Here is a 24,424-nt window from a genome sequence, read left to right as displayed (position 1 = left end):
ATAAAAGGCTAACTCATGTTAGCCTTTTATTGTTTATGACTTTAGTGCTTTAGCCTTAAGCTTTCAATTTTCGACGCATCCATACTACTGGTAGAAGCAATAGCCCCATCCAGCCTACAGAACCACCTTTATCCAGCTCTTTAGCTTCAGTTACTGACACGATTGCAGTCGAACTATCTGAGTTACCGTTACTATCGGTCACTGTAAGTTCGAATGACAAAATAGCCCCTTCGCTAGCTACATTCGGTGCTTTAAAACTAAACGACTCGGCTTTCTTATCAAATAAAACGGGTAATCCGCCAGTCTGTAGCCACTCATAAGTCAACTCATCATCATTACCATCGTAAGAAGCTGAACCAGTAACATTCACAACCATGCCTTCGACAGCCCAGCTTGGCGCATCAACCCTAGCCACCGGAGCGACTTCGCTAACACCAAATTTCACCGTTTCCTCAACCATGTTACCTTCAAGCTCATTGGTCAATTTCATAGCATAAGCTAAGCCCGCTTTCGTTGGGATCAAGTCGAAACCTACAGATAAAGCTTCGCCAGATGACGCCTCTTGGACCACACTCCAAGTAATAGTATTGCCCTCTTGGGTACCACCATTAGAGATGTTCGCAACCTTATGACCCGCAGACATCTGCGCTGTGAACGAGTACGCTTTATCCGCATCACTAAAGTTAGGTGCAACATTAAAGCTAACTCGACTCGCTACACCCGCCACCATCGCATCTGATAAGCTATGGATATGAGAGACATCGTCTTTACGGGTAATGCTAATAGGGACTTGCACTTGATGAAGCTTGTCACCTGACTCCAAAATAACAATACCAGACACACTATTATCGCTATCCCAATCGAAAGTCAGACTAAACTCGCCTTCAGACTCTTCAACTGCCACAGAAACATCATCACTCAGTGACTCTTCATTAGCTAAAACAGAAGTGATTCGCATGGTCACATCATCGCTTCCGCCTGGTGTTGAAGCCTTATATCCATCAACAGCTAAGTAGTAAACACCTGCAGGCAAATTAGTAAATGCAACCGACTCGTCAGAGTCTGGGCCAGCACTGCTACCAATTTTATTAAAGCTGCTATCCAAGATACGCAGATCGACATCTGGTGCGGTTTCTGATGAGATTGAGACGATAACATTCGCTAATGCAGGAAAGTTCATAGCCACATAGTCAAAGCCGTCTTCCGGCACACTTAAAGAAATTGGGTCAACAAGATCTGAAGACTTATCATACACACCAGCTGTAATATCGGTTAGCTCACTCGAAGTAAAGCCAGCATAGGTGATGCTGCCTTCGCTACGGCCAGCTGTAATCGCAAAGCTTACAGGTAAGTTATCACTATGACCTTTAACCGCAACTGGCAGTTTAACCTCCGGCATCCCCTCTGCCATCAGCTTGATGTTAGCGAAATTCCAGCCATTGCTTGCCGCAGACACATCTGCGGTAACGGTCAGCTCTTGAGTTTCACCCGCTTTAAGCTCAAAGCTTGCAGGGATAACATTAAGCACTAAGCCGTCAGCCACTCCCATAGTCGTTGCCGTCCAAGTACCATCTTTAGTCGCTTTTACGGTACGAGTCCAGCTGCATTCACCCACACATTTAGCGTTGGCGATAGTCGCTAAGTTAATCTGTGATGGTTGGCCGCCTAAAGCTGGATCTGCTTTAACATAATCAACATAGCTTTCATCCATCACTAGCCCAGTTTTAGCTGCGGCTTCAACATCGGCATAACCAGCGCCCATGTCAAAGAAATCTGATGCCGTAACACCATCTTCTTTATATGTCTCTTGATTGGCTGTCAGCATTAACGCCGACTGAACTTCAGCTGGGGTCCACTCCGGATGGATACTCGCAAGTAAAGTCAGAGCCCCTGCAACATGCGGACTGGCCATCGATGTACCGCTCAAGAAGCCGTAATCACTAGGATTCGGATTTTGTTTAAACCCACCAGATTGCTCGTCAGCATAAGCGGCAAAAATACTCACGCCCGGCGCAGCAATTGATGGGGCAATCACATCTGGAACCGACTTATTTGGGCCACGAGACGTAAATCTAGCAGCAATACGCGCAAATTTGTCATCGTGAATAACTTCTGTCCCAGTGATTGTCGCCTTATGCTCAGCGCCACTGGCTAACCAAGCCTTAAGTGAATCGCCTTTATCTGCATCAATATGAATAGCAGGTAGTACATGGGCATCAGCAACAACGCTTTCAGCTCCACCTTGTAAATTTGCAAGCACTAGACCTGCAGCGCCTCCAGCTAGCACATTACGGCCTTTATCAACACGGGCTATCGCGCCGCGATCACATACAACAATGGTATCTTCGGCAAAGGTTTCAGCGGGAAAAGGTTCTAAACATTGAGCGGGATCGTTATCTGGATCATTACTGTTTTCAAAGTCACCAGCATAAACAATCGCACCGGTGAACTCACCAGTCATTGCCTTACCTGTAAGTGCTTTGGGCGCTTCGGTATCACCACCAACGAAACTCCCTATGCTCTTTTCAGAGAAATCACGATCATGAGTATAGGCAGCAACTGTGGTTAACCAAGGCGCATCACCAGGAGAACCGACGGTTTCAGGGCCAGGTCCTGAGTTACCCGCTGAGGTGGCCACATGAATACCCGCTTTGCGGGCTGACAAAAATGCCAGGGCATCGGCATCATTCCAAGGATTACTTGAACCACCACCAATAGAGTAGTTAAGCGCATCAACACCATTTTCAATCGCATGCTCAACGGCTAAAACTGTCAACGAAGGTAGGCAGCCTGCAAAATCTATATCATCATCCTCTCCAGGAAGACATACTTGATAAGATACAATATTTGCATGGGGTGCAACCCCCGACATCGACTCAAAAATTACCCCAGTGTCACCGCCATCGACGTCAGGTACATTGGTATTAACCAATACATTACCCGCTGTCGTGCCTGCAGTGTGTGAGCCGTGACCATTGTGGTCTTCACCGTTTGCAGGTACATCGATATCATAATCCAAATATCTTGCCGTCACTGCCGGCCAACTATGAACCCCAATCAGCTTGTCGTTACAAAGCTCGGGGAAGTCACCAGCACAGTCGCCAGAGTAAACACCAGCTCCCCATGGATTATTGTGATCATATTCATCACCGCCTATATCGGCAAAAGAGGGGTGGTCGGTGTTGATACCGGTATCGATAATACCAACTATCATCCCCTCGCCTTGACTTTCAGTGCCAGTCGCTTCACCACTCCAGACTGCTGGAGCTTTAATAATAGCGGGACCTGCATCTGTCATAGGTTTGCGTAAAATCTCACGCTGAATATTGGCGATCCCCGCAACATTAGCCAATTGAGCAGCTTGCTCTTGTGTCATTTCAACGACTAAACCGTTATAAGCGAGAGTCGTTCTCTGCTTAATATCTAACTCGCCTAATATGGCAGTGGCTTTTTGCATCACGCTATCTTGACGTGAGGTTAAATAAGAACGGTAGGACTTTACACTCTCACTCGTTACATCGAGTTTTCTATTCTTGCCTTGAACCTTTTCAACCGATGTCGCTTTATAACCTTCAATTCCTCCTTGGTACAGAGCCACAGGACTTTCGATTAAACGAACGAAGTATCGATAAACACCTGAATCCAAGTTAGGCTCTGGGGTAAAAATAGCGTTATTTCTTACTACTTGGTTTTCCGAGTACGACTTAGACTTGGAATCTACAACAGCAATATGCGATCTTGCTGTAGCTGATTGAGTTTGAGATAGTTGTTGATGGTAATCTGACTCTACTGCTAACGCACTAGCAGACATAGTTACCAACGCAGTAGAGACTGCAATTGCAATTTTTGTTTTCACTTGTCAATTCCTTAAAACACCTGGTTTTTATTGTTTTATCCTGCTTTATAATCGCCAAATAACTTCTAACAGAAGATATGCAATGCCATAGAGTCAATAGAAAGAACATATGACTATGGCGAGAGCATTAGTAGCACAATAAAAACACTCACCAAACGAATCAACAGCAATTAAGTTACACTTAATAACAAATAATACTAAGAGTGATACAATTTGGAGGGGATCCGTAAAGACAAACTTACGGACTACAGCTCAAACAGATTCGTCATCACCTTATAAAGCTCTGTACCTTGATAGACCGAAGCCGAGGCAAAATGCAGGATAGGCACACAGTCTTGCTTAAGAGTGAGCGCAGTGAACTCCTTATCTGTGCCATACAGATCCAGCCTTAAGATATTTGCTAAGGCCTCACCCGCTTGCAAAGACTCCCCCAGCTCAGCTTTGTACTCAACCAGACCAGCCGTTGGCGCGTGAAATTTCTTATAATCTTTCAGATAACAGCCATACCTTGGCATTTTTGCAGGGTCAACCTCATCACTAACCACACCGCGATGGCTTAAGTAAGCCAAGATCCCTTGGGCATCGCTAAGGGCATCATCCATATCGATACGTTCCTGACTGGCTAACTCCAGAGTGAATGCCGATACCGGCACATCTAGTGCTCTACCCTGTGATTGCGCATATTCAGACAGCTGCCACCATGGGCAAAACGCCGCCTCATCCATGGCACCGCCAAAGTCATTGGGGATCACCAGACTAAAGGGAATCGAGAAATACGCTGCCGAGGCAACATCATATTCGGGGCAATACATATGCTTACACGACTTAGGGCCGGTATGCAGATCGATAACGATATCGGCAGCATGAGCCATCGACTGCAAGGTTACCGCAAGGCGTTTGCCCGTAGTTACGCCCCACTCATTGTTAAGATGAGACTGACACGACTCAATTAACAGCAAGCGGTAGGCCTGAATCAAGGCCTTGTCTTCTAAATGAGCATGTTCTTGATACCAACTGGCGACATCGAGTTTATGATCAAGATATTCCCGATTCCAGTTAACCCCGGTGATAGGATCGAAACGCCCAAGGGTAAACTCGCCACTTTTTTGGTTGATCCCTAAAGGGTTTGCCAAGGGCAGTAAAGTTACCTCCCCCCTGACATCCATCTTTTCCAGTTGCTTCATTAACTGAAAAATCACCGCATTCCCCTGCACCTCTGCGCCATGAACATTGGCTTGAATAAACACACTTGGAGCGTCATGAGCTTGTGCAGGGATCCGGTAAACAGGAACACTCAGCTCCTGTCCCGTCGCCAACTCGCCGACTCTAAGGCTCGATTGGGTAAATTTCATAAAAGACTCAATTCCCTGTTCACTTAGACTGTTAACTAGGCTTCAAACAAGTTTTCATGTAAGGCACCAATAACGTTAGCGGCCTCAGCTTCATCCACCAAAATACATAAGTTGTGTGGGCTAGCCCCTTGGCAGATCATACGAACATTGTAGGTTTCAAGTACTTCAAATACTCGGCGACACACTCCAGCTGTTGACGCAATATTGTTGCCAATCACCGCAACCAAGGCCAAGCCATCTTCAACTCTAACTCGGCAGTGTTGTGATAACTCTTGCAACAACGCCTCACTCAACAAGCCTTGACCGCTAGAGTCTGAGCCTGTTTTATCGAGCGTCAGTGCCACGTTCACTTCTGAAGTAGTAATCAAATCGACACTGATTTTATGCCGTGCAAGTGTGGCAAAGGTTTCAGCGAGAAAGCCTTGAGCATGTAGCATCTGTAGGCTATGAAGATTTAACAGAGTTTGGTCTCGACGAACCGCAACGGCGCGATAAACAGGCTCACTTTGAACCTGATGACGGATCCAAGTTCCGCCTTGCTCCGGCGCCCAACTCGAGCCAACAAAGACCTGAATCTTCTGTCTTACGGCCGGTAAGATGGTTGCTGGGTGTAACACCTTAGCGCCAAACGTGGCCATCTCTGCCGCTTCGTTAAAGCTAATCTCTGGGATAGGACGAGCGTTAGGGGCTAGGCGAGGATCGGTAGTATAAATCCCTGCAACATCGGTCCAGATCTCTACCGCATCGGCTTGCAGCGCCTCGGCTAACAGTGCGGCAGAATAATCACTGCCACCGCGGCCAAGCGTTGTGGTGTGTCCATCACTATCTGCGCCTACGAAGCCTTGAGTTACGATAACTTGATCGCATAATAAAGGCTCTAAGTGCAGCTTCGCCAACTCGGCGATCATCTCAATTTGCGGTTCTGCGCGTCCATGATGACTGTCGGTTCTAAGCACTTGGCGTACATCGAATGCCGAAGCGTTAGCGCCTTTCTCTCGCAATACGGCGGCAAAGAACACTGAAGAACACATTTCGCCTTGAGACAGGAGTTCATCCATCACCGCCTTACTGCGAGTCAGCTTTAAGCGCTCACTTAGGGTCGAGATATGGCTGAGAATACGATCCACTTTTGCAGCCACATCACTTGGGTTACCTAGCTTATCGAGGATTTGATATTGAATCGAGGCGATCTTCTTTATCAAGGCTTTAGCTTCTTCAACACTGGTTTCGGCCTGAGTCAGCGCCACTAGCTGATTGGTCACCCCACTTGATGCACTCACCACCACGACCCGAGTTTTCGGGTTAGCAATGATGATATCGGCGCAGCGCTGCATAGCGTCATAGTCGGCAACAGAGGTACCACCGAACTTGGCTACATTTAAGTGAACAACAGAATCTAAAGACATAGTGCAGCCTCCACAGACAATTGAGACGGCAGACATTGACGAGAATGGGTATTTGGATTAACTAACATGAATAAGCTCCGAACTAACTTCGTTCGAAGAGCCTGGTGCTATGATATGCACCCCATAGAATGGGGAAACAGCGATCGTCACCAGAAGCTCTCCACCATAAAAAAACATAGGTGACAATCGACAGGATTCAGCCTGAACAACCAACATTCAAGCCCGACCAAACGGCTATGAATATCTCGGCGCTAATCTCCCTCATAAGCAATCATTGGGGTTTGGCCCCCTCCAACTTACTACCTAGTTAGCGCTCCTCTTCTGCACTTAGTTTGTATAGACACAATTTTCTATCGAGGAAAATCAAATGCTTTGTATACAAAATAAGAGATTGAAAAAATATCAAAAAATAACCAATTAAGTCAACGGAAATCTAAGATGATTTAATTTTACTCAATATCAGGCAACTCTATCACCCTGCGCACTCGTGGCGAAAACGCGCCTAGGAAGGCTTCTTCCCTGGGCATTAAACAGGGAACTAATTGTAAACGGTCACTTTCAACATAATAGATAGCATTTTGATTGAACAGACGGCCGAGCCGTATCGCCGAGGCCTTATCGGTAGAGATCGCCCAGCTTTTCTCCATGTGGCTTCTATCTTGGGAAGCGCCGACCATAGACCGATAAGGTAGGCCGAGTCGCTGTATTTCATGTTGTAATTTTCGGTCTAAAAGGCCATTTTGACAAGGGGAGAGAACCTCACCTTTGGGGTTGTATGCGGTGATAATTGCGAAGGATAATTGAGCGGACAGTGTCTGAGAAAAAAGGAATTCGGTTTGATGATAATAGTGCCAAAGGCTATCGACTGAGTTGCTCATTGCTAACAATTTATCCAATTTATTTGTAATTATTATAGCAAACTCGTAAGCGCTTCCTAACCTTGTGAGCTACATCACTATTCACAACTTTACCAAGCCTAATAAAATCAAAAGGATAGCCTACCAAAGGTGATCCAGATCATATCATCGAGGAATTTTGTTAACATTTCATTTGTTAACAAATGCCTAAAACGAGTACAATAGGGTTTGTTGATTAACTCATACTGACACATGTAACGAACACATTTTGTTACACATATCTGAAACAGATAGAAGAGTAATCCACACAGCTGTATCAAATGTGATCTATGTTTGATTTAACATTTAAACTTCATACAAAACGGTAAGTAAGGAACTTTTTCCTACTATCGTTAATCAAAGTTTATACAGTTCACGTTTTTCCATATGTGAGATACCCATACTTTGCTTATCATGCGGTGTGTTGCTGTTTCGAACCAAATTTGAAAGCACCTACGTGTATCAGTGAATTATCAGCATAACTAGATGGAGTATAAACTTTTTATACTCATGGTTAGAATTGACAGAAATTAGGTAATTAATATGCAAAACCCGCACATTCTGATTGTTGAAGATGAAGCAGTAACGAGAAACACACTTAGAAGTATTTTTGAAGCAGAAGGATATGTGGTAACTGAAGCCAATGACGGCGCTGAAATGCATAAGGCTATGCAAGACAACAAAGTTAACTTGGTGGTTATGGATATTAACTTACCAGGTAAGAACGGTCTTTTACTCGCTCGTGAGCTTCGTGAAATTAATAATATCGGTCTAATCTTCCTAACAGGCCGTGATAACGAAGTTGATAAGATCTTGGGTCTTGAAATTGGTGCTGATGATTATATCACTAAGCCATTCAACCCACGTGAATTGACAATCCGTGCTCGTAACCTATTAACTCGCGTTAATAGCACAGGTACAGATTCAGAAGAGAAAAGCGCAGTTGAGTTCTACCGTTTCAACGGTTGGAGCCTTGAAATCAACAGTCGCTCTCTAGTTAGCCCACAAGGTGAGTCGTACAAGCTACCACGCAGCGAATTCCGCGCTATGCTTCACTTTGTTGAAAACCCAGGTAAGATCCTAAGCCGCGCAGACCTTCTAATGAAGATGACTGGCCGTGAGCTTAAGCCACATGACCGTACTGTTGACGTAACTATTCGTCGTATCCGTAAGCACTTCGAAAGCTTACCTGATACGCCAGAAATCATCGCAACAATCCACGGTGAAGGTTACCGTTTCTGCGGTAGCTTAGAAGATTAATTCTAAGCCCTGTTATATGTACTGTCAGCAGTAGATATAAATAAAAAGCCAGTCAAATGACTGGCTTTTTTTATACCTATACTTTTATGAACGAGCACAATCAAGATCAATAGCAGCCCCCTTAAATTAGAGTATCTACTTAAATAAAACAGGGCTTAACTTAAGATGGAAATTTAATATTGGTTTAAAAGGAATTTATCCCCTACCAATCAACTACCTACAAAGTAGTATTAATTTTATATTAACTCAGAGCGTTCTGTAAAAAACGAATACTATTTACGAGTTTATCTGTGGCTCGTTTCTATACTTTCACTCTAAAAATTTAAAATGAATAATAGTTAACTTTAAATTAATCATTATAAAAAACGCAGCTATGATATTTGGATATTAATCATCGCTACGCTTTATTATTAGAATACAAGAACAAGCGAGTTATTATGCCACTCACATTAAAGAGGGAATCGCACAGTGAAGAGACGACATTCACTGCCCTCACAACAGCGGTTCTCCATTCCCTTAACCCGTGACATACATCAGAAGCACTAAAGCTCGCCTCTGAGGAGTGATTTTGGCTTACCTATCGGCATTGGATCAGTTAGCCAAAAAAACACTCAGAGTCGATCACTTTGTTCTAGTGATGGCTATTACTTTAGCTGGCGATCTAAGAAGTCTGCTAATGAGCGATACAAATGTACTCGCACCTTCTCACCGCGCATAGAGTGCTTAGATCCCGGGTAATCTATCATCTGGAACAACTTCCCCTCATCCTGCAGCGCCTTATAGACACGGGTGCTGTTTTCAAACAGCACGTTATCGTCTGCCATACCGTGATACATCAGCAATCCAGACTGATAACCGCCGACATATGGCAACACACTGCTGGCCTCATATCCCTCAGCATTGGTTGCAGGATGCCCCATATAACGCTCGGTATAGTGGGTGTCGTACAGCGACCAATCTGATACTGGCGCCCCAGAAATCGCCGCTTTAAAATAGTCTGGCGCTTTAAAGATACTCATCAAGGCCATATAACCGCCATAGCTGTGACCATAAATAGCGATGTTGTCGCTATCGACATAAGGTAAGGTGCGCAGGTAATCCACTCCAACCTTTTGGTCATTCACCTCAACCTCACCTAGTTGCTTATAAATCACATACTCAAACTTGGTGCCGCGATGAGCTGAGCCGCGATTATCGAGCTGATAAACGATGTAGCCTTGCTGCAAAAGGTGCTGAGTAAAGTAGTCTTGATGACTCCAGCTGTTAACCACCAGCTGTGCATGAGGACCGCCATAGACGCGTACCACAACTGGATACTGCTTGTTAGCATCAAAGTTGGTAGGTTTAAACATACGATACTGCAGCATTTGGCCATCTTCAGCCTTTAGCTCACCAAACTCAGGGACTTGCCATAAGCCAAAGTAGTCATAAAGTGGATGACCTTTTTTAACTTCATTTTGCTCAACCCAAGCGAGACGATCGCCGTTTTGGTCGTGCAAACTGACCTGTGGTGGCTGTGAAAGACTACTGAAGTAATCTAGATATACCGGTTTGTTATCGGCAAATACCGTTGAGTGCATGCCGCTACGCTGACTAATGCTTTCAACCTTGCCACCAGCCAATGGGACTTTATAAAGCTGCTTCTCCGTCACCTTAGTTTTGCGGCCTGTGAAGTAAATCTCACCCGCCTTTTCATCGATATACTCAACCGCATCAACCGCCCAATCGCCTGAAGTTAACTGGCGAATAACCTTGCCATCTAAGCCAATTAAATACAGGTGATTAAAACCATCGCGCTCTGACGCCCAGATAAATGCCTTTTGTTGCTTTAAAAAATGCAAATCATCATTAAGATTGACCCAAGCCTGACTGCGCTCTTTGACTAGGTCTTTATCATTTTTGATGTCATCAATCGCAACGACTCTAAGATCCAGCGCCTGCTGATCGCGGCTCTGCCACTGATAAGACAGATGTTTGCTGTCAGGCAGCCACTTAACTCGTGGCAGATAGATATCGGTGTCTTTACCTAAATCGACCCAAGCGACTTGTTTATCTTTAAGCGTGACCACACCAAGCTCAATTTTGACGTTATTCTCACCAGCGTAGGGATAACGCTGCTCGGTCAGCTTAATTCCGTCGGCATAAATTTCGTTACGGGTGACCAGTTCAACCCCAGATTCATCGATGCGGGTATAGGCGATAGCAGACTCATCTGGCGCCCACCAGTAACCTGTCATTCTGCCCATCTCTTCTTGAGCAACAAATTCGGCCATGGCGTTTTTAATCGCGCCGCCGCCATCGGTAGTCAGCGCGGTGACCTTTTGCGTTTTTAGGTCCAACACATACAAGTTTTGCTCACGCACAAACGATACAAAGTGGCCTTTTGGCGATAATCTCGCGTCTGTGGCAAAGCCTTCACCGGTTGCCAGCAGTTTGACCTTATTATCATTAACTGAGTAGTAATACAGCTGACCCGCAGCTGGGATTAAAATCGCTTCACCATCGTCAGACCAAAAGTACTCCATGATCCCTTGGCCATAAATACGCTGACGCTCACGGCGCGCCTTTTCCTCATCAGACAGCTCACCCGCTTCCAGCTTATCGGCATCGATCAGCAGGCTTTGCTTGCCACTGGCCACATCCATCTGCCATAAGTCATACAAATGTTGGTTGTCTTTACGGCCCGCAAGATAGGTAACACGCTTACCATCTGGTGACAGCTTTAACCCGCGCGGGCTGCTACCAGCAAGTGCTGGAGATGCGTACATACGCTCGATAGTGAGTGGCTCGGTGCCACCGGGGAGTGATGATGCTTGAGCAGTTGCTGTAGAGCTCAGCACCAAAGGTAAAGAGGCTAGCAGTAAACTCATCCAATTCTTTTTCATTATTATTCCCTGGATTAATCGCGAAATCGTATTCAGCAAACGCTAATCAATAAGGCGCTAATTAATAGAACACTATTCAGTAGTACCTAATTGACAGTTAGACTGAAAATTCGCCTACATTGTGCCTTAATCATTAGCAAAACAAAAACTATCCACTCAAACCGTGTTTAAGTCCTACTTAAGAGCAATCAAGCAGAAAGCCAATCTTTACGGCTGAAAAAACTAGCGCACTGAGGTATCATCGCCACAATAATAAAGAATACACTTTTGTCCTGACCTCAAACTCAATTTACTCACGTAAAATTGTATAGGAAACAAGATGCAAACTCTGGCTGAAAACCTGACATCACAAGCAATTTCTCCTACTCTTGAAAAACTTATCCTTACCCTTGCTAACACCTCTAAAGAGATTAGCCATGCAGTACGCCACGGCGCACTAGCTGGTGTGTTAGGGGCGACTGAACAAGAAAACGTTCAAGGCGAAACTCAGAAGAAACTCGATATCATCACCAATGATATGCTCAAAGATGCCCTTAAGGCTGACGGTACAGTGCGTGGTATTGCCTCAGAAGAGGAAGACTATGTGGTTGAAGCCGATGCCAACGGTGAATTCCTAGTGTGTTTTGACCCACTAGATGGTTCATCAAACATCGATATCAACTCACTAGTGGGTACTATCTTCTCAGTATTGCCAGCCCCAGCAGGCGAGCTAACTGAAAAGAGTTTCCTACAAGCAGGTCGCAACCAGGTTGCTGCAGGTTATGTGCTATACGGCCCATCAACCATGCTTGCATTAACCACTGGCCAAGGCGTACAGCTATTTACCCTAAACCCAGAAACTAACGAGTTCTTGCTAACCGATGGCGCGATGGCTATCAGCAAAGACACCGGCGAGTTTGCGATTAACATGTCAAACCAACGCTTCTGGGAAGCACCAATGCAGACTTACATCAGCGATTTATTGCTAGGTAAGATTGGCCCACGTGAAAAGTCATTCAACATGCGCTGGATTGCAGCCATGGTTGGCGACGTACACCGCGTACTTTGTCGCGGCGGTATTTTCACTTATCCAACAGATAACAAGAACCCAGAAAAGCCATACAAGCTACGTTTAATGTACGAAGCTAACCCAATGGCGTTCTTGGTTGAGCAAGCAGGCGGTAAAGCGTCTACCGGTTATGAAACCATTATGGATATTCAGCCAACTGAGATTCACCAACGTGTAGCGGTTATTCTTGGCTCTGCCAATGAAGTGGATGCGTGTCTTGAATACCATCAGGTTGATTATTCTGAAGAACCAGCTTTGTAAGCTTCAGTCGCTAAGCTGCTGATCTCTTTTATAGAAAAAGCGCAATCCTATGTTATTAGGGTTGTGCTTTTTTTTGCGCCTTGCTTTTTTGGCGCTGGAAGTTTGTTGTTATCAGGCTACGCCTGACTTTTAAGTTAGACTGCGTCTAACAACCTAAGCAATCAAGCTCCGCTTGATAAACGTCGTGGGATTCCATCCCACACCCGGGCAAGGAGGACTGCTCGTCCTTATCCTCCTTGCATCCACCATGACGCCCCGACGAAGTTGTTGATCCTCACTCATTTTCGAAAATATCTATCGCCTCATATTCGCCGTCCATGGCTCACCTAAGGCTATCTCGGCATCCATGCCTCAATCACGATATTTATCTTCAATGACCTCGGCAACTCCGATGGGGAATAGGTGTTTTCTGTAGACTAAGTTGGGGAGTTTAGGTTCAGGAATTTGAATGTTTACTCTGACCCACATCAGCCCGATTGCTTTATTATGCACGGCGATCATTCCTAATCTCTTCCAAGTAAGAGATTACTTTTTGAGCCCAGGCTCCAATAGCAATACAAGCTGGAACAATTGCAATTATTAAAAAACACACATCAGTTAAATCCATAACTACCTCCCAAATGATTATGAGATAACTATAACGAATTCATTTGTGTGTATATCGTTGGCAAAATCATGCCGACAATCGACTTTTTCCACCGATTTACTTTTTCAATGTACTGATTGCAATTTTAATTTGTTCTTTCGTATTTGAACCAAAAAACTCATCACACAATATCTCGAAAGCAACTTGCTGGAATGGAGTTCCATTAGTCCGCCCTTTCAACTTAGGAAAGTGCTCTTTAAATGATTCATCGAGTTGAGAAACAGCAGCGATAAGATATTGATTTGGAGATAACTTCGGTCGACCACGTACTTTCAAGCATTTCGAAACCATATAACTTGTTGACACATTGATAGCACTTAAACTATCAACTATTTCGGAAAAAGAAGGTACACGTTCTACGGTTTTAGCTGCGTTATCAAGGTCAATTTCCAGCAATAGATGCTTCCTTTCAATTCTGCTTGATACGTTCTCAACCTGGTATTGCTCGGGATTAGGTAAAGTACTTAATGGATACTTCTTAGCAGCTTCAAAGGAGCTTAATCCAGATTTAAAGTATTCAATGGCCTTATTATTAGCAGCTTTCTGCCAACCTTTTTCCACACGACCTTCTAGCAAAGTAAGAAGGTCGTTACTCAACTGATTTATCTGCCGTAGAATTATATGCTCATCACTTTCATGCTCTAACGTTTCTCGACTGAATGTATCACCTCCAGTAGGCACCATAGTATGGTACCCCCTTACTTGATTCACACATTCAATAACATTAAAAATCTGTTTTTCATCTGCACCTTTTACCAAAGGAACAACACGTTTTGACAATGAAATTAAGTATTTTTCAATACGATCATCTTCGTAATAAATAACGTATTTCACTAAATTCTCTCACAATCATTACCTAAGTACATATGCCAGAATAACAGCTGATAACGCACAACAAAGCCTAGCAGCACACACGCTACAAATCATTTTACACTTTTTATAAGCTCTCAGTGACGCGCACATTCAAACGACTAGACAAAGTAACTAAGATTTCATGAGATTTGTTCACCATACTCTCACTTAACGTTAGCTGGGCACCATGAACTATCGAATTACGTATAGTTATGAGCCGTCTAAGTTTAAAAGTAATTTGAAGTCTATTTTTCTGACTCTAAGCTGACCTCTGCTAACCTGACGCTTCACATCCTACATCTATATTTTTGATACTTCTCATCAAAGTCTTGTTGGAATTTATGCACACTCACAGAAAACACCAGTTCCCCATCGGAGTTGCCGAAGTACGTTGGAATAAATCGTGTGATGCCGACATGGATGTCGGCGTAGCTTTCGCGGGGCAGGATGCCCCATCGGAAGCGTTAGCGATTTATCCATAAGTACGAGGGAGACAACTTCGTAGGGGCGGCTCGGGAGATGCAAGAGGGGGAAGCTGTTGTCCCCCTCTTGCCCGAGTGTGAGCTGGAAGCTCACGACCTTTATCAAACGAAGTTTGATTGTATTAAGCTCAGGCGCAGCCTGATAAGCCGCAGTTTTCGGCTTAAAAACAAAAAGAGCTTACTGAGCCAAACATTACAAATATCGGCTCAAGTAAACTCTTTAATCTCAATCGAAAAGTTCGTTATTAGCGAAACTTAACGAGACTTCAACAACGATAAACCACGCTATCGCTAGCGAAAATTAACGTGATTTCACGTAAGGTTTACCAATCGCCTTTGGTCCTACTGCGCGGCCAATAAAGCCTGCTAGTAGTAATACCGTCAGGATATAAGGTAATACCTCAATCGCTTGTACTGGAATTTCGCCAACTAGCGGTAACTCAACGCCTTGTAGACGAATCGCAATCGCGTCTAAGAAACCAAATAGCAAACAACCAAACAATACTGGTACAGGTTTCCACTTACCAAAAATCAACGCCGCTAATGCGATAAAGCCTTTACCTGCACTCATATTCGGCACAAAGCCGGCACTGTGCGCCGTCGATAAATAAGCCCCCGCCATACCCGCAAGTACACCGGCAACAATCAGTGCACGATAACGGATCCAAGCAACTGAAATACCCGCGGTATCAACCGCGTGTGGGTTTTCACCCGCAGCGCGCAGTCTCAGACCAAAACGGGTTTTATAAACGACCCAGTAAACGGCTGGCACGGCAAACAGCGACAGATACACTAAGAAGTTGTGCCCTGATATTAGCTGACTATAAACCATGCCAATAACCGGCACATCAGCTAATGCATCAGCGCCTGGCAGCGTGATAGCAGTAAAGCGTGAATCATCTGTTAGTGCAGGCGTTTGCCCACCTAAACCGAACCAGAAACGCCCCAGAGTAACAGTTAAACCCACAGCTAGCATGTTAATGGCTACGCCTGATACGATTTGGTCACCGCGGTGAGTAATGGTCGCAAAACCATGTACCAGTGACAGCATCACTGAAACACCTATGCCCGCTAGCAGACCTAACCACACAGAGCCAGTTATCGAAGCCGTTGCCGCTGCTGCAAAAGCTGCAGATAACATCTTGCCTTCTAGGGCAATGTTAACGATACCAGAGCGTTCGGAGAAAAGTCCGGCGAGTGCAGCAAGAATGAGTGGCGCCGATACCCTTAGCGTTGCATCTAAGATTAGAATGATATTCTCAAACATAATTTATGCCTCCGCCTTAACGCTGCCTACGGCTGCTTTCTTTTGATTAAGAAACACAAATAGCTTCTCAGTCGGTTTAACTAGCATCAATGCTAATGCACCGCTAAACAGTACCACTAAGGCCTGTACCACTTGGATCATTTCACGGTCGATATTTGGGTAATCAAATGACAGTTCAGCGCCACCTTGATACAGCACGCCAAATAAAATACTAGCTAAGATGATCCCTATCGGATGACTACGGCCAATCAAACACACGGCAATACCGGTAAAGCCATAACCGGCAACAAAGTCGAGTTTTAGCTGCTGGCTGTAACCTTGAACTTCATTCAAGCCCATCATGCCCGATAGCGCACCAGAGATAAGCATCACCACAATGATCAGCTTCTTATAGTTAATGCCGCCATATTCAGCAGCGCTTGGGCTAGCGCCCATAGCACGAATCGCATAACCCCAACGAGTGCGCCACAGTAATGCCCAAACGAGTACACAGCAGATAAGCGCAATAAAGAAACTTAGGTTCATCGGTGATTGTGAGAACGAGAAACCAAACCATGCAGCGATCTCATGGAACATAGGTAAACCCGCGCTATCTTCAAATACACGCGATACCGGCGCCATTTGCCCCTCAAGCTTAAGTACGTTTACCAGTAAATAAACCATTAACGCCGAAGCGATAAAGTTAAACATGATGGTGGTAATAACGATATGGCTACCACGATACGCCTGTAAGTAAGCCGGAATTAGCGCAAACAGCGCACCGAACAACATACTGGCAAGCATGGTAATTGGCAGCAGCGCCCAGAAAGGTAAAGTGCTATCGAATGCCAAACAGGCAAGGCCAACACCTAAGCCGCCCATATAAGCCTGACCTTCACCACCAATGTTGAATAGTCCGGCAGAGAATGCCATTGCTACGGCTAAACCAGTAAAGATAAAGTTAGTTGCATAATAAAGCGTGTAACCAATACCTTCTTGGTAACCGAGCGCGCCGCGGACCATCACACCAGCGGCTTCTATTGGGTTCACATCTACCGCAAGAAAAATACCAGCGGCAAACGCAAAAGCAAACATGATATTAATCAAAGGTAAAACAAAAATATTTACCCAAGATGGGATTTTAGAGTCGTTCATATTTGAGCTCCATTATCCGCAGCCAGCTCATCAGGCAGTATGTTTGCCATCATCATTCCTAAGGTTTTCTCATCTGCCTTGCTGGCATCAATCTCACCAACCACATGGCCGTCAAACATCACTATTATTCTGTCAGCAAGTGACATCACTTCATCTAGCTCAACAGACACCAGTAAGATCCCCTTACCTTGCTCGCGTAACTCGATAATGCGTTTGTGAATAAACTCAATCGCACCAATATCGACACCGCGGGTCGGCTGACCAATCAGTAAGATATCTGGGTCTTGATCCACTTCACGGGCAATAATTAACTTCTGCTGGTTACCACCAGAAAACAGTGAGCTTTTTAGCTTAGGATCTCGCGGTCTAACATCCCACTCATCCATCAAGCGCTTACACTCTGAGTTAATATACTTAGGCTTATTCAATAAAGCGCCGTTGTACTGAGACTGATTATGATGACCAAGAATGGCAGACTCTTCTGCGCTGAAAGTCTTGATTAAGCCCATCACCAATCTGTCTTCTGGTATATGGCCTAGCTTTAATTTACGCATACCATCGGCGCAAGTTGGGTTATTGGCGTCAATCACCTTATCGCCAACTTTAATTGAACCGCGGGTTGGCGTGATAAGCCCAGCAAGTGCGCTTAATAGCTCTGATTGACCATTACCAGAGACACCTGCAACACCAACCACTTCACCCGCCTTAATCTCAATCGACACATCTTTAAGGCGATCTACGCCCATCGAATCGGTATAAGTAAGGTTATGAGTTGAAAGCAATACATCCGTTGGATTGGCACCGCTTTTTTCAGCTTTAAGGCGAACCTTACGACCAACCATCAATTCGGCGAGTTCTTCTTTATCAGTGTGAGCCGTTTCTCTATGAGCGACCATTTCACCTTGGCGCATGACCGACACATTGTCAGTGGCAGAAAGGATCTCTTTAAGCTTATGGGTGATCAGTAAGATAGTGACCCCCTGCGCTCGCAAGGCATCAAAAATATGGAATAGGTGCTCAGTTTCTTGCGGCGTCAGAACGCCTGTAGGCTCGTCTAGAATAAGAATTTTTGCGCCGCGATATAGCGCTTTTAAGATCTCAACCCGCTGCTGAAGTCCAACTGACAACTCTTCAATGAGGCTATCGAGTGGTACATCGAGTTGATACTCTTTGGCTAAACGCTCAAGTTCTTTACGCGCTTTTCTCAGGCTAGGTTTAAGTAAACCGCCCTCTTCAGCACCTAAAATAACGTTCTCAAGCACGGTAAAGTTATCCACCAGCATAAAGTGTTGGTGCACCATACCGATGCCATAACTAATGGCTTCTTTAGAGTTCGCTAGCTTGCGTTCGATACCATCAATTAGGATCTCACCTTTATCAGCGGTGTAGAAACCATAAATGATATTCATCAAGGTGGATTTACCTGCACCGTTCTCACCGATAATACCGTGAATGGTGCCAGCAGGAATTTTTAAGCAGATATCTTTGTTGGCGTGAACAGCGCCGAATCGTTTGTCGATACCACGAAGCTCAAGGGCAACAGGACGCTCATTTGATTTTTCTTTTGCGTATGTAGACATGGTCATAATTATCTCAAATGCCTTGTTCGACATTGATGAATAGACATTGATAAATAAACATTGATCAAATATTGAATTAATAGAAAATTAATTCTTAAAAATTGCCACTTATAATAAAGCTCCCCAGTCAGCAACTAGGGAGCTAAATCAATCTTAATACGGCTTAGTACTTACAAGTGTTGTCTTTCATGTAGTCATGAACAACAATCTCACCTGCAATAATTTTCTTAGTGATATCAGCAAGCTTTGCTTCCATCTCTGGAGTAACTAGTGCGCGGTTATGCTCATCTAATGCCCAGTTAACACCATTTTCTTCTAGACCACGGCTATCGATACCGGCAACAAACTCGCCATTTTGTGCATCTTTAAATACTTCAAATGTGGCAACACCAACCAGCTTAACCATAGAGGTTAGCATCACGCCTGGGTGGATATAGTTTTGGTTTGAGTCAACACCAATCGCGTACTTGCCTTCATCTTTAGCCGCTTGGTAAACACCGACACCCGTACCACCTGCAGCTGCGAACACTACGTCAGCGCCTTTAGTAAACTGACTCTTAGACAGCTCAGCACCACGTGCAGGGTCGTTCCATGCAGCAATAGTAGAACCCGTCATGTTTTGGAAGATTTCAGCATCTTGACTGATGAACTTAGCACCTTGCTCGTAACCACAAGCAAACTTACGAATTAGCGGAATATCCATGCCGCCAACAAAACCAATCTTGTTGGTTTCAGATTTCATCGCAGCAAGAGCACCCACAAGGAATGAACCTTCGTGCTCTTTGAACACGAGTGATTTAACGTTTGGAAGGTCAACAACTGAGTCGATAATTACGAATTCAGTTTCTGGGTATTTCTTAGCGACTTTTTCAAGTGCTGAGCCATACATAAAGCCAACAACAACGATTGGGCTAAAGCCACGACGTGCTAAACGCTCAAGACCCTGCTCACGCTGCGCATCATTTGAAGGTACGAATTCACGTACTTCAACATCTGAGCTTTCGTTAAACTTCAATACACCATTTTGGTAAACAGCTTGGTTGAAAGATTTATCGAACTTACCCGTTGTATCAAAAGCAACAGCAGGCTTAAAGTCTGCAGCAGAAGCTGCAAACGAACACATTGCTAGAGTGACTGCGGCAGCAGTAGCGCTCAGGATTTTCATCATTCTCGTCCTTATAAGGTATAGGTATTATTTTTGGTATTATTAACAGCTTTAAGCAGTAAAAAACCCCGAGCTTGAAGCCGTCGTTTAAGATCAAGAAACCAGAGCTTACAGCAGCTCTGAATAGGATTACTAGTACCCCTAAAGCCCACAAATCGGCCAAAACGGCCTAGCGGTCAGTTGTACTTTTAATACAAAAAATTGCCTTAAGTTGCGCAAAATCACGCTTTAAATCACCGAAAACTGCGATTAAATAATACTGCACCAACCCACTAATAATTATTCAACCTAAAGAACAAACAACAAGGTGAAAAACAAGATATTACCAATAAAATACAAACAGATAAAAACAGGCGGAGTTACAGAAAGGAAAAGTGGCGACAACACTGTTCTACATTTCAAACAATTAAGGAGTTGAATTTAAATTACTAAACTTAAAGTTAAAACAACTATTTTTAAGCATTTACATTGTTAACAGGTAATTTTTTTACTCAAAAAAACAACAATTAAGCCAATATTAAAAATGAAATTATTTTTACTAATTTTCCGTTTGTTTGAGATACATCAGGATTTTCGCCGCCGAGGTGATGTCTAAGTCACCGACTTTTGTGGTCGGTTAGGCTGCGTCTAACTGCTAACGCTTTCAGTAGTCAGGTTGCGCCTGACCAACTTCGGGGGATTTCATCCCTCATCCATGTGGGCATCACGACACTTTTTTAGATAAGGAGTCTCAACGTACTTCGGCAACGTTGATAGGGGATAGATGTTCTATGGGAGCTAAATATCCTTTTTTATAGAGCAAACATCAATTCAGAAAGTTTCCTCTGCTCCCACTTATCACACATTGCGGACGATAAAGCTGTCACGGTCTGAGGTTATCTGCAGATACATCAGATAAAGGACGGGGATTAATATCAAAGAGAACACCACCAAAGCCACAATCAAAAACAGGTGCATTGTTGGCTTGATGACAGCTGTGTCAGGATTACTGGGTTTATAATGTACTAAGATCTTCTTATCCCGAGGAAACTCAGCCACCAAGGCTTCAGCCTCTTCCAAAGAGTAACCCGGAATAGCACCTGTAATATCGGTCTTATTGCTCTTGTGGTAAATTTTGCCGTCAACAGCATAGAAATACTCAATAGCGACTTCGTAATGAGATTCAGCGCTGCTTCTTTCATGGTAGCGTTCAATGAGCCAGCAATTCACCACCATGCCTTTAGCCGTTGGCCAATTAAAAGCAGCATGAGACTGATGCACAGCATAGGTTGCCACCCCAACAGCACAAGAGAACATGATAAACATAAACCACATCAACATTGAAACCTGCGACAGCTTAAACCGCTTCACTATTGTTATCCTTTATATCCGCGCTACTTTTTGCACTGCTATCGACGCTGCCGTCCTCAGTGCAATCCTTATAGCTATTCATCAAGACTTGATAGCCTTTCACAAGCTTTATCAATGGCAATATCATGGCTGTAATCAGTAAAACTATTGTAAGAAAACCCAAGATAAGCAGATTGATAAAATCATCACCTCCGCCTCCGGAAAACAGCCCACCACGATTAAATATGCTGGCGCCCAAAGCTGAGGCAAAGGCAGTCAAATTCAGCGCTAGGTGTAAGCCGAATGATTGCAAGATAACCCAATAACCTTGTTTTAAAACCGGCGATGAAATGCGATACCAGTTAACACCAACCCAAGCAAGCAAGACTAGCCATAGCGCCGCCGCAGGCAACCAAAGAACGCAAAGAATATAAATCACAGGCACAGCAAAGTAACTGCAACGCAATTGTGTGAGTTGAGAACGTCTTGATAAGTCCATTTTAAATCCTTATTTACAGCGACTTTAGATAACACGGTATTAGACTAAAGCGACTCTAGACCGCTGTGCTGTAATACATCTTGGTTTTAATCTCGAGTATTAGGCCTTGATATCCAAGGGGGAGCCAAAAACATGCCATTAACAATGGGGGGCAATATTAGCATCCATTGCTAAATGTCAGAGGCTTTTGATTCGTAGGTTAAGGGGGGAAACTCACTGTGTTGTAATAGATAGACGACTTCCCACGGAGTTTTATCGGTTTGCCTGAATGTTTCGGCATAGTACATATGACTTTCAGCCAGCGCCTTGGGGGCCGGTGGTGTGTCTATCCATTTTGACCCGGTGATGTTATTGAATTGATAATTGAAAGGCAGGTGCAGCGGACTACGCAATGAAAACTTGGCGCTGTAGCCGGCATCGCGGTGTTTTTCTGTTATCCAGACGCTCACGTAAAAGGCCGGCGCGGTATCCCAGGTTCCCTGAATACGGTATTCCCAATCCCGGTCTTGTGTTATCTCCACTGACGCGATTTGTGGATGGTCCTGCAATACATCATTAAGACTGGTGTGTGGGTCAATACCGAATGCAGTCAGTTCCTCTATAATCATTTGATAGTGTGCCTGCCCACCGCCGTCTTCTATTTGTTGGCTTGAGAGTTGATGACTGTTGTAGATCATGTCCGCCATACTCATGTTCATTACGAATCTGGCCGGTGAGTTAATGTAATAGAGGGCAGCATAAGCCAGTGCAGCCAGAAGCGTGATTGAGCAGAACCGTTTCCAGTTTATCCTGCCCAGAGCGCGTTTGAGTTTGCTTCTAAACAGGTTGTGGGTTTTACGCTTAGAGAAAGGGGTGGGTTTTCGCAACATTCAGGATACCGACATTAGGCGTTTTGGCTTATTCAGCCGAATGGCGCACAGCGTAAAGGCATATTGAAGCTTGAGCAAGCCAAATGTTTGATCAGGATACACTTTTACTTATTTGGACTCCCCCTGGGCATGGTTAAACATAAGCCACCCATGCTAAATCAACCATAAGTGGCTGGACCAAAAACATGCTATTAAATGGGGGGCATTACTGGATTTTAGGTAAGTTCATTCGCGCCAATTAGCGATTGATTTAAGGTCCAAAAAAAAATGAGATCAGAATAGTTTACTCTGACCCTACATTTCAACTCTATATATCTATGCAGCCAAACATCTAAAGTCTCAATAATCTGCTGCTGATCAAATTTAAATATGTAAGTGCATAATACAATAAACACATGATTTTAAGGTGTTTATATGTTGAACAAAAATAAAATACAAAAAATATGCGGTTTTGGGGTTCACCCAACAAAAGGCTTGTTACGTTACTATGAAGCCCAAACAGGTATCGATGGACTAATGCGGCTTTTTTTCAAGCTAAATGTACTATTCATCGGGCTAGCATTAACAGTTAAATTCCTGTCATTAATGATAAGTAACTTTTTTGCCGGACTAATAATACTGCCTCTTTTGCCTGTCGCTTTTGTCATCATAACTCCATTTTATAAGGTTTTAGTGGAACTCATCGTTCACACGACCTACATAACTTGGGGTTTCATAAAGCCAATACTAACAATGACGATAGAAAGGATGACCCGCTAGCTAAGTCTAACGGTGGTAATATGAGAATTAAGCAAATTCGCTCTGGCAACGCTCTAAGAGTTGTCATTATTAACGGTTTTTTGTCTGAAACAGTGGCTGATGTAAGTGACTGGCTAGAGATTGTGAACCGTTCCTTTCCTGAAGCAACTGTTTTACATTGTGATTGGGATGCCAGTAATATTGCAAAATTCAGAGGCTTAGCGCAACCAAACCCAAAGCACGACGGTTGGTTAAGGAGTTTGGCAAAAGTCACTACAAACGTTGTGTCACAAAAAACATATTTGCCAAAGAGTGTTTTAGCTGAATCTGCCAAGCAATGGCGGTCAGCAATGAATAATGCTGCAATCGCTGGAAACGACTTAACCAATTATATTGAAACAAACACAGGCAAATATATCTTAATGGGTCACTCCCTTGGTGCACGTGTTATTTTTAATTGTCTCAATAGTCTGAAATATAAAGATTATGTATTAGGAGCATTCTTATTCGGTGGTGCTGTAGGTGTAAATGAAACTTGGGGCAATATCGCCAACAACAATCCAAAGTTACGGATATTCAATTGCTACTCACAAAATGACCTTGTACTTAAGAGTTTGTATCGGGTTGGCACTCTATTTTCAAATACTCCAGTGGGGCTTTCTCCCATAGTTCTTAGCAATAAAAACCGAGTACACAATATAGATATGTCCGTCGCAGTGAATGGCCATACCGACTATAAAAAGGCTGCCGTTGGTAACTTAGTTCACACCTATATAAACACGCCGAGATAATAATTTTTAGTAAGCTAAACTTCACTACCCACGATGTAGAATCATCTATGAAAATAAATCGGGTCAGAGTGAACTTTCAACAAAACTCACAGGAAACACCAGTTCCCC

Annotated in this window: 20 protein-coding genes and 1 riboswitch; of the genes, 5 read left to right on the top strand and 15 right to left on the bottom strand. The window is 44.1% G+C overall.

Features of this window, described 5'->3' with window-relative positions:
• Positions 1 to 55 precede the first annotated feature (55 nt).
• The 4 genes from Q1A86_RS00245 to Q1A86_RS00230 form a co-directional block, all read right to left on the bottom strand.
• Positions 56 to 3,856 (bottom strand): S8 family serine peptidase, encoded by a 3,801-nt coding sequence (locus tag Q1A86_RS00245; protein ID WP_299801613.1) that lies wholly within the window; start codon positions 3,854 to 3,856, stop codon positions 56 to 58.
• Positions 3,857 to 4,101: 245 nt separating this feature from the next.
• Positions 4,102 to 5,208 carry a succinylglutamate desuccinylase/aspartoacylase family protein gene (locus tag Q1A86_RS00240; protein WP_299801611.1) on the bottom strand — a complete coding sequence of 369 codons (1,107 nt, stop codon included), beginning with the start codon at positions 5,206 to 5,208 and terminating at the stop codon, positions 4,102 to 4,104.
• Between the two features lie 35 nt (positions 5,209 to 5,243).
• On the bottom strand, positions 5,244 to 6,614 hold the full coding sequence (gene lysC, locus Q1A86_RS00235) for a lysine-sensitive aspartokinase 3 (RefSeq protein WP_299801609.1): 1,371 nt from the start codon (positions 6,612 to 6,614) through the stop codon (positions 5,244 to 5,246).
• A gap of 145 nt (positions 6,615 to 6,759) precedes the next feature.
• A riboswitch (Lysine riboswitch) is annotated at positions 6,760 to 6,943 on the bottom strand.
• A 120-nt stretch (positions 6,944 to 7,063) separates the two neighbouring features.
• Entirely contained in the window at positions 7,064 to 7,492 is a 429-nt protein-coding gene (locus Q1A86_RS00230; RefSeq protein ID WP_299801607.1) for a DUF3293 domain-containing protein, read from the bottom strand.
• A gap of 561 nt (positions 7,493 to 8,053) precedes the next feature.
• On the opposite strand from Q1A86_RS00230, the gene arcA reads away from it, so the two are divergent.
• Entirely contained in the window at positions 8,054 to 8,770 is a 717-nt protein-coding gene (gene arcA, locus Q1A86_RS00225; protein WP_012153996.1) for a two-component system response regulator ArcA, read from the top strand.
• Positions 8,771 to 9,414: 644 nt separating this feature from the next.
• Here the strand turns inward: arcA and Q1A86_RS00220 are convergent.
• Complete coding sequence (locus tag Q1A86_RS00220) at positions 9,415 to 11,655, bottom strand: S9 family peptidase (RefSeq protein ID WP_299801602.1); 2,241 nt, start codon at positions 11,653 to 11,655, stop codon at positions 9,415 to 9,417.
• A gap of 319 nt (positions 11,656 to 11,974) precedes the next feature.
• Between Q1A86_RS00220 and Q1A86_RS00215 the strand changes: the two genes are divergently transcribed.
• The gene (locus Q1A86_RS00215; RefSeq protein WP_299801600.1) at positions 11,975 to 12,964 is read left to right on the top strand and encodes a class 1 fructose-bisphosphatase; all 990 of its coding nucleotides are present in this window, start codon (positions 11,975 to 11,977) and stop codon (positions 12,962 to 12,964) included.
• 351 nt (positions 12,965 to 13,315) lie between these two features.
• On the opposite strand, the gene Q1A86_RS00210 is transcribed toward Q1A86_RS00215, so the two are convergent.
• The 3 genes from Q1A86_RS00210 to Q1A86_RS00200 form a co-directional block, all read right to left on the bottom strand.
• On the bottom strand, positions 13,316 to 13,456 hold the full coding sequence (locus Q1A86_RS00210) for a hypothetical protein (protein WP_299801598.1): 141 nt from the start codon (positions 13,454 to 13,456) through the stop codon (positions 13,316 to 13,318).
• Positions 13,449 to 13,571, bottom strand: a complete 123-nt coding sequence (locus Q1A86_RS00205) for a hypothetical protein (protein ID WP_299801596.1) — start codon at positions 13,569 to 13,571, stop codon at positions 13,449 to 13,451. The genes Q1A86_RS00210 and Q1A86_RS00205 overlap by 8 nt, the downstream gene beginning before the upstream one ends.
• A gap of 96 nt (positions 13,572 to 13,667) precedes the next feature.
• Positions 13,668 to 14,444 carry a hypothetical protein gene (locus tag Q1A86_RS00200; RefSeq protein WP_299801595.1) on the bottom strand — a complete coding sequence of 259 codons (777 nt, stop codon included), beginning with the start codon at positions 14,442 to 14,444 and terminating at the stop codon, positions 13,668 to 13,670.
• A 359-nt stretch (positions 14,445 to 14,803) separates the two neighbouring features.
• Between Q1A86_RS00200 and Q1A86_RS00195 the strand changes: the two genes are divergently transcribed.
• A complete protein-coding gene (locus Q1A86_RS00195; RefSeq protein ID WP_299801594.1) occupies positions 14,804 to 14,944 on the top strand; it encodes a hypothetical protein in 141 nt (46 codons plus the stop codon).
• Positions 14,945 to 15,245: 301 nt separating this feature from the next.
• On the opposite strand, the gene Q1A86_RS00190 is transcribed toward Q1A86_RS00195, so the two are convergent.
• From Q1A86_RS00190 to Q1A86_RS00160, 7 genes are all read right to left on the bottom strand, one after another.
• Positions 15,246 to 16,211, bottom strand: a complete 966-nt coding sequence (locus Q1A86_RS00190) for an ABC transporter permease (protein ID WP_299801592.1) — start codon at positions 16,209 to 16,211, stop codon at positions 15,246 to 15,248.
• 3 nt (positions 16,212 to 16,214) lie between these two features.
• The gene (locus Q1A86_RS00185) at positions 16,215 to 17,345 is read right to left on the bottom strand and encodes an ABC transporter permease (protein WP_299801590.1); all 1,131 of its coding nucleotides are present in this window, start codon (positions 17,343 to 17,345) and stop codon (positions 16,215 to 16,217) included.
• A complete protein-coding gene (locus tag Q1A86_RS00180; RefSeq protein ID WP_299801588.1) occupies positions 17,342 to 18,931 on the bottom strand; it encodes an ABC transporter ATP-binding protein in 1,590 nt (529 codons plus the stop codon). Before Q1A86_RS00180 ends, Q1A86_RS00185 begins: the two co-directional genes overlap by 4 nt.
• Positions 18,932 to 19,088: 157 nt before the next feature.
• On the bottom strand, positions 19,089 to 20,093 hold the full coding sequence (locus Q1A86_RS00175) for a BMP family ABC transporter substrate-binding protein (RefSeq protein WP_299801587.1): 1,005 nt from the start codon (positions 20,091 to 20,093) through the stop codon (positions 19,089 to 19,091).
• Positions 20,094 to 20,927: 834 nt separating this feature from the next.
• Positions 20,928 to 21,440 carry a DUF3592 domain-containing protein gene (locus Q1A86_RS00170; protein WP_299801584.1) on the bottom strand — a complete coding sequence of 171 codons (513 nt, stop codon included), beginning with the start codon at positions 21,438 to 21,440 and terminating at the stop codon, positions 20,928 to 20,930.
• Positions 21,427 to 21,918: a hypothetical protein gene (locus Q1A86_RS00165; protein ID WP_299801582.1), complete on the bottom strand. Its 492-nt coding sequence runs from the start codon at positions 21,916 to 21,918 to the stop codon at positions 21,427 to 21,429. Before Q1A86_RS00165 ends, Q1A86_RS00170 begins: the two co-directional genes overlap by 14 nt.
• A 170-nt stretch (positions 21,919 to 22,088) precedes the next feature.
• On the bottom strand, positions 22,089 to 22,787 hold the full coding sequence (locus tag Q1A86_RS00160) for a hypothetical protein (protein WP_299801580.1): 699 nt from the start codon (positions 22,785 to 22,787) through the stop codon (positions 22,089 to 22,091).
• A gap of 414 nt (positions 22,788 to 23,201) precedes the next feature.
• Here Q1A86_RS00160 and Q1A86_RS00155 point away from each other — a divergent pair, with 414 nt between their 5' ends.
• The gene (locus Q1A86_RS00155; RefSeq protein ID WP_299801578.1) at positions 23,202 to 23,546 is read left to right on the top strand and encodes a hypothetical protein; all 345 of its coding nucleotides are present in this window, start codon (positions 23,202 to 23,204) and stop codon (positions 23,544 to 23,546) included.
• 20 nt (positions 23,547 to 23,566) lie between these two features.
• Positions 23,567 to 24,316, top strand: a complete 750-nt coding sequence (locus tag Q1A86_RS00150) for a DUF726 domain-containing protein (RefSeq protein ID WP_299801576.1) — start codon at positions 23,567 to 23,569, stop codon at positions 24,314 to 24,316.
• Positions 24,317 to 24,424 lie beyond the last annotated feature (108 nt).

The organism is uncultured Shewanella sp., assembly GCF_947497935.1.
Taxonomy (GTDB): domain Bacteria; phylum Pseudomonadota; class Gammaproteobacteria; order Enterobacterales; family Shewanellaceae; genus Shewanella.
The sequence above is the reverse complement of the archived record's forward strand: the minus strand, read 5'-3'. Positions and strand labels throughout refer to the sequence as shown.

What these genes read in the sequence shown, in the direction of transcription:
- Q1A86_RS00240 (WP_299801611.1), bottom strand. Translation starts at nt 5,208, where the DNA reads ATGAAATTTACCCAATCGAGCCTTAGAGTCGGCGAGTTGGCGACGGGA.
- lysC (WP_299801609.1), bottom strand. Translation starts at nt 6,614, where the DNA reads ATGTCTTTAGATTCTGTTGTTCACTTAAATGTAGCCAAGTTCGGTGGT.
- Q1A86_RS00230 (WP_299801607.1), bottom strand. Translation starts at nt 7,492, where the DNA reads ATGAGCAACTCAGTCGATAGCCTTTGGCACTATTATCATCAAACCGAA.
- arcA (WP_012153996.1), top strand. Translation starts at nt 8,054, where the DNA reads ATGCAAAACCCGCACATTCTGATTGTTGAAGATGAAGCAGTAACGAGA.
- Q1A86_RS00220 (WP_299801602.1), bottom strand. Translation starts at nt 11,655, where the DNA reads ATGAAAAAGAATTGGATGAGTTTACTGCTAGCCTCTTTACCTTTGGTG.
- Q1A86_RS00215 (WP_299801600.1), top strand. Translation starts at nt 11,975, where the DNA reads ATGCAAACTCTGGCTGAAAACCTGACATCACAAGCAATTTCTCCTACT.
- Q1A86_RS00205 (WP_299801596.1), bottom strand. Translation starts at nt 13,571, where the DNA reads ATGGATTTAACTGATGTGTGTTTTTTAATAATTGCAATTGTTCCAGCT.
- Q1A86_RS00195 (WP_299801594.1), top strand. Translation starts at nt 14,804, where the DNA reads ATGCACACTCACAGAAAACACCAGTTCCCCATCGGAGTTGCCGAAGTA.
- Q1A86_RS00190 (WP_299801592.1), bottom strand. Translation starts at nt 16,211, where the DNA reads ATGTTTGAGAATATCATTCTAATCTTAGATGCAACGCTAAGGGTATCG.
- Q1A86_RS00185 (WP_299801590.1), bottom strand. Translation starts at nt 17,345, where the DNA reads ATGAACGACTCTAAAATCCCATCTTGGGTAAATATTTTTGTTTTACCT.
- Q1A86_RS00180 (WP_299801588.1), bottom strand. Translation starts at nt 18,931, where the DNA reads ATGACCATGTCTACATACGCAAAAGAAAAATCAAATGAGCGTCCTGTT.
- Q1A86_RS00175 (WP_299801587.1), bottom strand. Translation starts at nt 20,093, where the DNA reads ATGATGAAAATCCTGAGCGCTACTGCTGCCGCAGTCACTCTAGCAATG.
- Q1A86_RS00165 (WP_299801582.1), bottom strand. Translation starts at nt 21,918, where the DNA reads ATGGACTTATCAAGACGTTCTCAACTCACACAATTGCGTTGCAGTTAC.
- Q1A86_RS00160 (WP_299801580.1), bottom strand. Translation starts at nt 22,787, where the DNA reads ATGTTGCGAAAACCCACCCCTTTCTCTAAGCGTAAAACCCACAACCTG.
- Q1A86_RS00155 (WP_299801578.1), top strand. Translation starts at nt 23,202, where the DNA reads ATGTTGAACAAAAATAAAATACAAAAAATATGCGGTTTTGGGGTTCAC.
- Q1A86_RS00150 (WP_299801576.1), top strand. Translation starts at nt 23,567, where the DNA reads ATGAGAATTAAGCAAATTCGCTCTGGCAACGCTCTAAGAGTTGTCATT.